12 protein-coding genes are annotated in these 12,416 nt (G+C 28.1%); 4 read left to right on the top strand and 8 right to left on the bottom strand.

Annotation, left to right across the window (positions count from 1 at the left end):
- Positions 1–14 precede the first annotated feature (14 nt).
- From C4S75_RS06240 to C4S75_RS06230, 3 genes are read right to left on the bottom strand one after another with little or no spacing between them, the layout of a single operon-like run.
- On the bottom strand, positions 15–938 hold the full coding sequence (locus tag C4S75_RS06240) for a glycosyltransferase (RefSeq protein ID WP_105297446.1): 924 nt from the start codon (positions 936–938) through the stop codon (positions 15–17).
- 9 nt (positions 939–947) lie between these two features.
- The gene (locus tag C4S75_RS06235) at positions 948–1,859 is read right to left on the bottom strand and encodes a glycosyltransferase (protein ID WP_105297445.1); all 912 of its coding nucleotides are present in this window, start codon (positions 1,857–1,859) and stop codon (positions 948–950) included.
- On the bottom strand, positions 1,856–2,872 hold the full coding sequence (locus C4S75_RS06230; protein ID WP_105297444.1) for a hypothetical protein: 1,017 nt from the start codon (positions 2,870–2,872) through the stop codon (positions 1,856–1,858). Before C4S75_RS06230 ends, C4S75_RS06235 begins: the two co-directional genes overlap by 4 nt.
- A gap of 95 nt (positions 2,873–2,967) precedes the next feature.
- On the opposite strand from C4S75_RS06230, the gene C4S75_RS06225 reads away from it, so the two are divergent.
- Positions 2,968–3,600: a VanW family protein gene (locus tag C4S75_RS06225; RefSeq protein ID WP_105297443.1), complete on the top strand. Its 633-nt coding sequence runs from the start codon at positions 2,968–2,970 to the stop codon at positions 3,598–3,600.
- A gap of 86 nt (positions 3,601–3,686) precedes the next feature.
- On the opposite strand, the gene C4S75_RS06220 is transcribed toward C4S75_RS06225, so the two are convergent.
- A complete protein-coding gene (locus C4S75_RS06220; protein ID WP_105297442.1) occupies positions 3,687–4,277 on the bottom strand; it encodes an META domain-containing protein in 591 nt (196 codons plus the stop codon).
- Between the two features lie 305 nt (positions 4,278–4,582).
- Here C4S75_RS06220 and C4S75_RS06215 point away from each other — a divergent pair, with 305 nt between their 5' ends.
- Positions 4,583–5,374: a DUF2797 domain-containing protein gene (locus tag C4S75_RS06215; protein ID WP_105297441.1), complete on the top strand. Its 792-nt coding sequence runs from the start codon at positions 4,583–4,585 to the stop codon at positions 5,372–5,374.
- Here C4S75_RS06215 and C4S75_RS06210 read toward each other — a convergent pair.
- A complete protein-coding gene (locus C4S75_RS06210; RefSeq protein WP_105297440.1) occupies positions 5,363–7,252 on the bottom strand; it encodes an LTA synthase family protein in 1,890 nt (629 codons plus the stop codon). The genes C4S75_RS06215 and C4S75_RS06210 overlap by 12 nt on opposite strands.
- A 165-nt stretch (positions 7,253–7,417) precedes the next feature.
- On the opposite strand from C4S75_RS06210, the gene C4S75_RS06205 reads away from it, so the two are divergent.
- Complete coding sequence (locus C4S75_RS06205; RefSeq protein WP_105297439.1) at positions 7,418–8,782, top strand: dihydrolipoamide acetyltransferase family protein; 1,365 nt, start codon at positions 7,418–7,420, stop codon at positions 8,780–8,782.
- An 88-nt stretch (positions 8,783–8,870) separates the two neighbouring features.
- Positions 8,871–9,248, top strand: a complete 378-nt coding sequence (locus C4S75_RS06200) for a copper resistance protein NlpE N-terminal domain-containing protein (RefSeq protein WP_158254226.1) — start codon at positions 8,871–8,873, stop codon at positions 9,246–9,248.
- Between the two features lie 82 nt (positions 9,249–9,330).
- On the opposite strand, the gene C4S75_RS06195 is transcribed toward C4S75_RS06200, so the two are convergent.
- From C4S75_RS06195 to C4S75_RS06185, 3 genes are all read right to left on the bottom strand, one after another.
- Positions 9,331–9,906, bottom strand: coding sequence for a hypothetical protein (locus C4S75_RS06195; RefSeq protein ID WP_146105583.1), 576 nt, complete (start codon positions 9,904–9,906; stop codon positions 9,331–9,333).
- Between the two features lie 103 nt (positions 9,907–10,009).
- Entirely contained in the window at positions 10,010–10,621 is a 612-nt protein-coding gene (locus C4S75_RS06190; protein WP_105297436.1) for a J domain-containing protein, read from the bottom strand.
- Positions 10,622–10,766: 145 nt separating this feature from the next.
- The gene (locus C4S75_RS06185; protein WP_105297435.1) at positions 10,767–12,416 is read right to left on the bottom strand and encodes a ribonucleoside-diphosphate reductase subunit alpha; all 1,650 of its coding nucleotides are present in this window, start codon (positions 12,414–12,416) and stop codon (positions 10,767–10,769) included.

The raw sequence follows: 12,416 nt of genomic DNA, 5'->3' as shown, positions 1-12,416 counted from the left end.
ACACAATTTAATTATTATAAAAGGTACATTTTAATTTTCGGATTATATAATGTTCTTATATAATATTTAACATAAGTTTTTAAGCGTATTTTATTACCATTATTTTTAATAATTTTCATTACTTCTTTCATTTTGGATGCTCCCCCGTAGTTATAGGATTCTAATAAATCTTTATCTAGATCAATGGTAAATTTTTCTTTTTTAACTTTATTTAAATAAGTATTTATCCTAATTTTAGCCATGAATCGTTCGTCGAATTCATCTTCGTTATCAAGACTAAAGCATAAACTATCCTTTCTATAGGTAATACAATATAGAGGAAAATCATCAACGGAATAGTTTTTAGATAACTCACCTGCTTTGATAACAAACAAAGCTTCTTCCCCGATTCTTTCTTCATCAAAAATTAAGTTATTTTTTTCGATAAAATTTCTGTTAAACATTTTAGCCCAAACTTCCCAATTTTTATATATTAATTGATCTTTTGCTTTAATTTTATTATATCGCAACTTTTTGTAATATTTTTTCCTAGTTTTGAGTAAATATAAATGTCTAGTAGATTTCTGTAACGAATTACTTTCTACACTGGTAGCCAAATAATAAATTATTTCTTTAGTACTGTTTTTATATTTATCTAGTGCATTTAAAAAATTTGAATTAAAAAAGTCATCGGAATCTGCAAATAACAGCCATTTTCCTTTAGCTTTTTGTAATCCTATATTACGTGCATACCCAACTCCTTTACCCTCTTTGGTAAAATATATTTCGACATTTTTTCTATTGTATCCGGGAAACTTTTTAAAATCCACTAAAGAAGAATCACTGTTGTCATCAATAATTATAATTTGTATATCATCTCTATAAGGAATTGAATTTAAACACCTTTGTAATAATTTAGGTGTATTTTTATGTGGAATAATTATAGAATAGGTATACATATAGGAACTTTATTTAAAAGATTTTTTTAAATAAATTTTTAATCGCTTGGAGTAAGGAATGTCTTTTATATTATTGAAAAGTTCAACGCTTATATATTCCGGGATTTTATTTTTAGGGGTTGTAAGGTATATTTTCCTTAGTAATTTATTTCTATATTCTTCTGTTTTTTTTAGTAATTGATTTAATTTGTTATTCTTACAAAAGTCTATTCGATCTTTCAATGCTTCGATAAAAGCGATTTCTTTTTTATATGAAAATTCTTCATAAATTTTATTGGTTATACTATTTGCCCTTTTAAAATAATAATAAAGAACTTGATCCAATTCACATATTTTATGGGCTTTAAACATAGCTTTAAACCAAACATATTCATCTTCGCATATTTTTACATTTTCAGGAAATCTCAATTCATCCCATAAATATCGTTTGTAAAGCTTATTCCAAATAACTACATAACGAACGGTATCTTTCTTGTAACTAAAATTTTTAATAAAATTATATCCATTGTATTCATTGCTTTTATATAAAGAACGGTGGTCCTCCTTTATTTCATTGAAATGGGTGAAATTTTGAAAATTACATAAAATGAGGTCACTATTCGTCTTAATCAATGTATTATATAGTATTTCATAGAAATGTACAGATATAACATCATCAGGGTCTACAAATCCAATGAACTCACCTTTTGCTCTGTCTAAACCTCTATTCCTGGCTATTGAAGTTCCTTTATTTTCCTGATGAATAACAACAATCCTGGAATCTTTTTTTGCATATTCATCACAAATAAATCCGCTAGAATCTGTAGATCCATCATTAACCAGAAGTATTTCCAAATCTGAATAGGTTTGATTTATTACAGAATCTATACATCTACTTAAATATTTTTCTACATTATAGATGGGAATTATAACTGATATCATTTATTAGCAGGATTTGTATTAAAAAATAATTGTAATTGATTTTCAAATTCTAATTCTTCATTTAGAACTTCATTTCTGTACTCATTAAAATCCAATATGGCATGATCATAATTAATCATAGAATATTCTATTTTATCGATAATTTTTGAAAGTTCATTTTTTGCATATTTAAACTTATATCCCATTGGAATATTCAAATCTTGTTGATATTTTGAAGATCCACCCATACCTGAAATAATAATACATTTCATTACTGATGATTCTCTTAACATTTTGTCTCTTCCGGGATTGTATCCAAAATCTATATATACTTTTGCTTTTTTCATGGTTTCAACCACTTGATCGGGTGTCATATTCTTTATGGCTATCCATGTATACTCCGAGCTTTTCTTTTGTATGGATTTTAAATCTTTATTATTTTTTTTAGGATTATAGATTATTATATTTTCTTTTTTAACTAAATTTTTAATTTGATTACTTTCTGATAAAAAAAGAGGATTTACATAATCGCATACAAAAGATATCTTATTTTCAGGTATGTGATTTTCGATAAGATATATATAGGATCGGTAAGATTGAGCCCAATGAAATACATCAGGAAGATTTTCAAAATGGTACTCTTGCTCTTCTTGCTGACCTTTAAAATATTTTGAAATATAAAATTTTAATCCTCTGTGTCTATTCTTCATACAAATTGAATAGAAATCAACACTCAACCACCAAACGATCTTCTTACTTTTTTTAAACTTAAAAATATAATTGGTAAGGGATTCCGGAATGATAATAACATTATTGGGATGATCATCAATAGTTTCAATCTCTGATGTATCGTAGATATTATAAACTTGCGGTTTTGGATTTACATTAGATTTTTTATGTATATAATACATTTTAGCATCTAATTTAAAAACAGTTCTTAATTTATGACTTAATTGATGTAATGCTTCAGGTCCACCAGTTGAGATATTTGCAGGACAAATTATATATATTCTAGATGGATAAGTTATTATCATAATGTCTTCTAGCTCTGCAAATGTAATCAATTCTTACATTCTATAGAATTCCGCAGATGTTTTTTTATTAAATTTACGTTACTAATTTCTTTACGATGAACATAGTTAAATGTTTAAAAAACTACTTTACATTTACTAATTATGCTAAACATGTAGAAAAAGATGAAGCAAACTATCCTCATGAAATTCTCTTATCATATAGGATTACGAACCATCCTTTTGTTTCTTTAGAACGGTCAGCTAATCAGATGTTATGGATACAAAATTCACTTTCTAATGTAGTAATTAAACCCAATCAGGTATTTTCTTTTTGGAAAGTTTTAGGTAATCCCGTTCATATGTTACACAATTCTGATTCAACCTTCTTATACGAAATATACAGCAGTATTATTTACCATCTGGCACTAATAAGTGGATTAGCAATACTTGAGAGACATCCTTCAACGGTAGATCATTTCACTGAAGATCATAGAATATATCCGTTAGGTGCGGAAGCATCGGTGTTATATAAATCCAGAGATTTAAAAATTAAAAACGGTTATGCTTTTCCTATAAAATTTAATTTTCAAATTAAAAATCAAATTTTGAAAGGATCTATTTTAAGTTCAGAAAAAATAATACGTAACGAAGTAGTTTTTACCAATAGAGATTTTAAAAATTTCAAGGAAGTTTTAACTCGAATAAACCGTAGAACTACAGAAGTTTCCTTTTATAAAAAGAAACTATAAAAATATAGCTTCATGTATTCTAACATGAAGCTACGTTTTTAAAAATTTTTATTAACTGTTTAAATTTAAAAACTTTATCTATGAAATCATGAATTAAATCTTTCAAAAACTAAAATTTCTTGTCCATTATTATAAAATGATAAAATAGAATCTCCTTCTCTAATTTCATCAATACTTTGCAAAGCATTTAAAAATTGAGATTCATCAAAATCACAAGGCAATTCGGTTGAAGATAATCTTGATAAATTAAAAAAAGTATTTTCCCAAGTATAATAGGCAGTAAATTTGTTACAACCTGTTGTTCCGTAAATTTGTTTCCAAGGTTCATCAAATCTCATCAAGGGTAAAGTTTCGTATAAATCAGAAGCATTTTGAGAATTCAATCTAACTAATTTCCATTTCACTACATTCTCATCACCTAGATAAACCATTATTTTATCTAGTTTGTCCTTAGGTTTTTTAGTTGTATTAGTTCCTTGATCCTCTACTTTTATAGTAATTACATTATCTGCATTATCGATTGTACCGGTACTTATAGTAACTTCATCAACCGATTGATTTATTTGAACTTCGTTATAATCTTTCAATGCTTTTTTTGATGTTCCACAGCTAGTGATTAAAAATAATGGAAATAACCCTAAGAAAATTAAATGAAAATCTAATAAACTTTTTTTCATAATATTTAAGAATGTATTGTACGATTAATTAACTTTTTGAGCATAATAAATATTAGGTAAAGATATAAAAAACCTGCAATAACAACTATTTTTTTTATATTTTTTTTTCAAACAAAAATAAGATTTAAGTTTCAAAATTAATTTTATTTTATTGAATTAATTGAAACAAAATAACTTAAGCTATATATGTGACAAGAATTTTTATTTGAAAGTACTATAAATGAGTAAGGATTGAATAATATCATATTTATATATTTGTAATATTCAAGATAATAATTCAGACTAATGTAAATAAATTATTCTTTATGCATCTAACCGGACAACTATCCAAAATGATAACCGAATATAATTCTCCTATTCAGTATTATCTAAATTTTAATGATGAAATACTTATTATTAATCAACTATTAGATAAAAAAATCAAAGTACGATTTGATCATTATAAATGTCTCGGATGTGGTTTGGATAAAGAAATATTTGCCATGGGATATTGTAAGGATTGCTATTTTACTTCTCCCTATGCAGGAGATTGGATCCTAAGACCCGAATTATCTAAAGCCCATTTAGGCATGGAAGACAGAGATTTAAGTGTTGAATCTCAAGCTCAACTTCAACCTCACATAGTTTATTTAGCAAACTCCGGTGGAATTAAGGTTGGTGTCACAAGAAAATCTCAATTACCTTATCGTTGGATCGATCAAGGTGCTGAGTATGCCATAAAATTAGCAGAAACTGAAAATAGATATGAAGCCGGAATCATTGAAACCATTCTTAAAAAACACGTTTCAGATAAAACTAATTATAGGAAAATGTTGAGAGAATCTGTTCCCTATATAGATTTATTAACTGTGAAAAATGAGCTTAAAACATTTATACCCGATCAGCTAGAAAATTATATTTTAGAGGATAACAAAATTTTTAATTTTCAATATCCTGTAATCGCATACCCACATAAAGTAAATTCGGTAAACCTTAAAAAGGTTTTTGAATTTGAAGGAGTTCTAAAAGGTATTAAAGGTCAATATTTGCTTTTTGATAATAATATGGTGTTTAATGTTAGAAATCATGAGGGATTCGTTGTCGATTTAATCCTTTGATTTTACTAAAGATAATTCATTATCTATCAGTCTGTTATTATATTGTTGAATATACGATTTAATTTTTAATTCAAGGTTTTCTTTAGGATAATTTGAAATTGAATGTTGTAATAAACTGTCTTTTGTATAATCATATACTCGTAAAATCTTTTTACCGTCAAAAGCAACATAATACTGATTGATTAAAAATCTATAAATACCTTCATTAAAATTGGCAACAACTCGATCTTTACTTTCAACGGGATTACCAAAAGAAAAAATTTGTCCTTTATAACCCAGATAATTCAAAACTTCGGGGTAAATATCAATTTGACCCATTAATTTATTTTCTGTCCCCTTTAATTTAGAATTTGAAGGATCAAATAGTAATATAGGTATTGAATAATTACCTATTTCTGTTAAAAAATATTCAGGTTTCGCTCCTCCTCTACTTGTATGATCGGGAGTTAAAACAAAGACCGTGTTAGTATACCATTCTTGTTTTTTGGCATTTTCAAAAAACTTTCTTAAAGCAAAATCGGAATAAGCAATACTTTCGTGAATATCTCTGTTTCCTTTAGGAAATTTATTTTTATATTGTTCAGGAATGGTATAAGGAGAATGTGAAGAAACGGTAAAAATAGTTGAAAAGAAAGGTTGTTTAAAAGTATTAAATTTTTTTAGTGTAAACTGTAAAAATTCTTCATCAAAAATTCCCCATACTCCATCATATCCCCCTTTTTCCGTATATTCATTTTTACCATAATAATTATCATAGCCGGAAATACGGGCAAATTCATTGAAATTTTGACTTCCATTAAAGGCCCCGTGAAAAAAAGATGTATTATATCCTTCCTTTTTTAAAACAGCATTAAATCCATCAATTTGATTAAAGGAATAAGGTGAAGATATATAAGAAACTTCCATAAGACAAGGTATAGATGTAATTACTGATGGTACTGCATCAATTGATTTTAATCCGTTAGCAAAAGCATTGGTGTAATACCTGCCTTCTGTAAGTAAAGAATCTAAAAACGGTGTTAATTTTCTACTTTCAAATTGTTGGTAAATATTTTCTTTTCCAAAACTTTCCAAAATAATTATCACTAAATTCTTTTTGTTAAAAATTCCTTCCGAATTGATATCTATAACCGGATGATAAATATTTTTTAATTGTTGAGGGGTAAAATAATTCTTCTTTTTTAAATTATCTTTTTTATTTATAGTTTTAAAAATTGTAAAAGTTGTGTTTAATACCACAGCTGTATTTTGGGGATAATCGGTATAATTAATAGCATCAACTGTTTTAATTGGAGCTCTTTGGATACCTCCTCTTCCCAATAATATAATTAAGCCGATAAATAATAAAAAAACTAATGAGCTCACGAAGATACCTTTCCATCCGTTTTCTTTTTCTTGTCTATAAGATATTTCAGGAATAAATTTCCAAAAACAAAACATAGCCACTAAATATCCTAAAAACATATACCAATATTGAGCTAGGAATACAGGAATTAGTCTGAGTATGTCACCTTCCATACCGGAAGCGGTAATCAATGCATAGGTACTTCTTTTATTAGTATATATATAATATTTTATATCAATGAAATTGACCCCTATAAAAAAGGCGTTGATTAAAAAAAATAGTATTTTTAAACTTTTTTGATAGGTATGATTATACTTGAATTTGCCCGGAATCGTACTTAATAGAATTATGAGTATATTACTTAAAAAAATTGCTGCCAAATCAAATCGTAAGCCTCCTAAAAATTCCGATAATCCTATGTTTTTGAAAAAATGAAAATTGAACACATAGAAAATTGCTCTACAGAGTTGGTAACAAAAAATTAAGAGCAATATTCTAAGCAATAACTGTTTTATGCTTAATTTATAATTCATAATAACAAGTGAATAGTTAGTAAGACAAAATTATATAATTTTTCATCAATTTAATCAATAAAATTTGTCTTTTTTTAATAATTTAATACTGATTCTGAGTATAACATAAAAAATTTAATCTCATTCCATATTTTTTTCCTAGTTTTGTCTTTCTAATTATTAACTATGGCTGAATATAAACTTATATTACCTCCTATGGGAGAAGGTATAATGGAAGCTACTATTACCGGATGGGTTAAAAATGAAGGAGATTATGTAGAAGAGGATGAAACTATTGTTGAAATTGCGACAGATAAGGTCGATTCAGATGTCCCTTCCTCCATTTCGGGAAAACTACTAAAAAAGCTTAAAGAAGTAAATGATATTTGCAAAATTGGAGAAGCTTTTGCTATATTAGAAATAGAAGATGCTGATGAAAAATCATCTGCTGTTTCTAAAACTGAAATATCTTTAAATCAGGATGATACTTTAACTATCAATACATCTATAAATGTTCCTAATATAACATCTGAATTAGAAATACCTTTGGTTTCTAATTCTGAACTACATAATAGTAATGCTTCTAAAAGTACGTATTATTCACCCTTAATTAGATCTATTTGTAAAAAAGAAAATATTTCACAATCGGAATTAGATTTATTACAAGGAACGGGACTAAACGGTAGAATTACAAAAGAAGATATCCTTTCCTATTTAAAAAGTAGAAATCTTTCCGCTACCATAAAAGTATCACCTATACTGGAACCGGTTCATAATAGCCCTAAAGTATCAGAAAATACGTCTGAAACCTCTATATTAAATTCTTCTCCTTCCATATCGGATGGTGATGAAATCATAGAAATGGACCGTATGCGTAAGCTTATTTCTAAAAATATGCTGCAAAGCAGACAAATTTCGGCTCATGTTACTTCATTTGTTGAAGCAGATGTCACCAATATAGTACTTTGGAGAAATAAAAATAAAGATTCTTTCTTCAAAAATGAAGGAGTAAAGCTCACTTTTATGCCTATGTTTATTCAGGCAATTGTAAAAGCAATAAAAGATTTTCCTATGATTAATATCTCCGTAGATGGGGACACAATTATTAAAAGGAAAAATATTAATATAGGTATAGCAACAGCTGTTCCTAATGGCAATTTAATTGTTCCTGTTATAAAAAATGCAGATCAGTTGAGTTTATCCGGACTTGCAAGATCAATAAATGATTTAGCAAATCGTGCAAGAAATAATCAGCTAAAACCGGAAGATACCAATAATGGAACGTATACTTTGAGTAATATTGGAAGTTTTGGAAACCTTGCAGGAACGCCGATCATCAACCAACCTCAAGTTGCCATTATGGCTGTTGGATCGATTGTTAAAAAACCGGCAGTTATTGAAACTCCACAAGGAGACATGATAGGTATACGCCATATGATGATTATCTCACATACCTATGATCACAGGGTCATAGATGGAGCTTTAGGAGGTGCTTTTGCTAAAAAGGTCTCTGATTATTTAGAAAAATTTGATCCTAATACAAAATTTTAAAGTTGAAATACATTTAAAAAATTAATTGTTGCCTGTGAACATTCATTCAATACAATATTATATACTGCTAATTATATTTAGTTGCCTTTTGAGCAGTTGCGTTAAGAAACAAACGATAAAAGCTTCTAACCAAACTGATTCTTTATCAGTATCTTCTTCAATTAGGGATACTTTACCTAAGAAATTTATCGGTACTTATCAAGGAAGTATTTCATGTGATGATTGTGAATTTGTGGTTCTGACTTTAGATCAAAGTAATACGTATAAGTTAAAAATTCAACTTTTTACTGATGAAGATTCTAAAGGATCAATTATTTATGAACAAGGTAATTTCAATTGGGATAGAAAAAATTCAACAATTGCTTTAGATAAGTTTGGTTTTAAATTTAAAGCTTTTGAAAAAAAACTGTACTATCTTGACAATACAGGTCAATACGATACTGAAGAATATTTACTTAAACAATAAATTATATAATTAATCAAGTAAGTTTAATATTACTTGATTATTTCATTCTCAGTAAATTTTGTCGATTTTTTGAAATAAATATTTAAAATTCTAAATCATAATTAGAGATAGATAAACTTATTAAAATATTTTTTTCATTAAAGTAAAAAGTAGTATAAACTTTGTCTGATATTACTTTATATGTTGGTTGTTTCGTGTTTTTAAATTTTATTAAACGCTTAGCATATATTTTTTCAATGGAATTTAAAGAGGATTGATGTAAGACAATTGAATTTGATAATTCCACCGAATTGATTCCTCCGTAATTGAAACTAACCAATGAAATTTTATCATTACTTCCTAATCGCCCGCCACCCTCTGATATTGCACTAATTTGAAAACCATTCGTGAAATCCCAAGTATATATGTTTCCTGAACCTTCGATGGGTTCTGCACCCGTATAAGTAGCTATAGTATTGATTGCCTCTATTTTTTGCGGTAATTTAAATCCTTTAGCAGTAAAAAATAATTCTTTAATTTTAGCCGCAGATTTGGGACCTAAAATAAGGCTTTTCTTCTTTAATTTAGTAGTTGTTATCCTATTGGTTTTATTTTGTGAAAACAGCTCTCCGCTGTTTAAAATCATTAGTAGAGTGAAAACGAATACAATTTTTTTCATTATAATTATTTTAGTATCTTACAATATATCTAATTTTTTTGGCTTTAAAATTACAATTTCAAACGGTATCGTCTGTTTTAGCCTATTATTTGAATCCATTAATTTATGGAACAAACATTTGTTTTATTTTATAAGTAAACCTTGAAAAAATAGAGGTAAAAAAATACTTGTTTTCCGTCTGATTAGTGGAGAAACTTATAAGAGCAACAAGATTATAATCATTATCGGCTAACTTTAAAAGCTTGGATATGATTTTTTCTTTATCTAAAGACGGTAAAAACTTTATACATTTTAAATTTTCAATTATAATTTGCTTACGAACTTCTTTATTACTTTTTAAAATTAGGAAATTGATATTTTCATCAGACAATAATTTTTCCAAACCTGAATATAACGCATTTTTACTTATTTTATTAATGCCTCTATCATAAATAAATTTACGAATATCCTGAAACTTTTTTAAAAAAATATAAGGTGTAATGGGTTGAGAATAAGAAGAAATTTTTTTCCTATACCTTACGTCATAATTTTTACGAAATTCTTCATTGGATAAAATATGATATGCTTCGTTAATATCTATAAAAAGCTTTTCATTATCTTTATTATTTAAGTTCCTGTCCGGATGATATTTAAGAGCTAATCTTCTATAAGATTTTTTAATTTCCTTATGCGATGCAGTCGGATCGACTTCTAATATAGTATAAAAATCTTTCATAATTTTAGGCTACAACCAGTATTAAAAAGAACATTCGGCACAAATATATGCTATTTAAAACACATTTACACCGATTGATAAACATTTAAAAGAAAAAAGACTATTTAAAATAGTCTTTTTATAGGATGTAAGAAAATTATAATCACTACGATTCACAACTACTGCAATTAACCAAATTAACCACAAGCTCTTTGGCCACACTTTGACTTCTTTGATAATATAAAGTTTTAATACCTAATTTCCAAGCTTCTATTAATAATCGGTTTACCTCTTTTACCGGAAGTTCAGCAGGTATATTTAAATTTAAAGACTGGGATTGGTCCACATATTTTTGTCTTATAGAGGCCTGTTGAACAATTTCCAATTGGCTGATCTCTTTAAAAGTTTTGAAAACTTGTTTTTCTTCATACGATAAATCTTTTAAATGTTGTACACTACCACCATTTAGCATAATACTTCTCCAAGTGTCTTCATTATTAATATTTTTCTCCGTAAGAAGCATATCCAAATACTTATTTTTACGCATGAAATTACCTTTAGAAAGACCCGCTTTGTAGTAATTGGAACTGAACGGCTCTATCCCCGGTGATGTTTGACCTAAAATCGCAGAAGATGAAGTGGTTGGCGCAATAGCCAATAAAGTAGAATTTCTTCTTCCATAACCTTTTAATAATTCTGGTTCTCCATAAATTCTGGCTAAATCTTCAGTTGCTTTATTCGATTTATCCTGCAAATATTTAAAAATCTCAACGGTTTTTTGTTTAGCAACCATTCCTTCAAAAGGAATCATGTTTTTCTGCAAATAAGAATGCCATCCTAAAACTCCCAAGCCTAGTGCTCTGTGCTTTTTAGCAAATTTATTTGCGGGTGACAAGTAATAATTACCTTCTGTTTTTACAATAAATTCCTGTAAAACGGCATCTAAAAAGAATACGGCTAATTTTACTGCTTCCGTGTCTTTCCATTCATCATATAATTCCAAATTCATGGATGAAAGACAACATATAAAAGATTCTTCTTCTGTGGAAGGAAGCATGATTTCAGAACAAAGATTAGAAGCATGAATAACCATTCCTTTATCTTTGTATACCTGTGGCTTATTTTTATTAATATTATCAGTAAAGAATATATAGGGTAAACCTTTTTGTTGACGACTTTCTAAAACTTTAGCCCAAATTTTTCTTTTATCAATATCTCCGTCAATCATTTCCTGCATCCAATAATCAGGAACGCATATACCGAAAAATAAATTTTGAATCGGATTTCCTATATCGCGTATGGATAAAAATTCTTCAATATCGGGATGATCAATATCCAAATAAGCTGCAAAAGCTCCCCTTCTCACTCCCCCTTGAGATATGGTATCCATGGCGGTGTCAAATAATTTCATGAAACTTACCGCTCCACTACTTTTGCCATTATCCGAAACCGCTGATCCTCTTTCTCTTAATGCTCCAAAATAACCGGAAGTACCTCCGCCAATTTTGGTCTGCATGATTACTTCTCCTAATTTATGAGTTATTCCTTCTATACTGTCAGGAATATGAACATTGAAGCATGATATAGGCAATCCTCTTTCTGTTCCCATATTTGCCCATATGGGTGAGCTTAAACTCATCCAGCCTCTTTCAATCATTTCCTGAAAAGCTTCTTTTAATTCAGGTTTGTATAATCGTTGAGCTGCAGCGGAAGTAATACGATCAATTGCTCCTTCAACCGTCTCTCCCTTTAGAAGATACCCCCTATTTAATATTTGTTCACTTTCCGAATTTTTCCACCAAAGTTTTTCGCTCAT

This window comes from Apibacter sp. wkB309 (assembly GCF_002964915.1).
In the GTDB taxonomy this organism is placed as follows: domain Bacteria; phylum Bacteroidota; class Bacteroidia; order Flavobacteriales; family Weeksellaceae; genus Apibacter.
The sequence above is the reverse complement of the archived record's forward strand: the minus strand, read 5'-3'. Positions and strand labels throughout refer to the sequence as shown.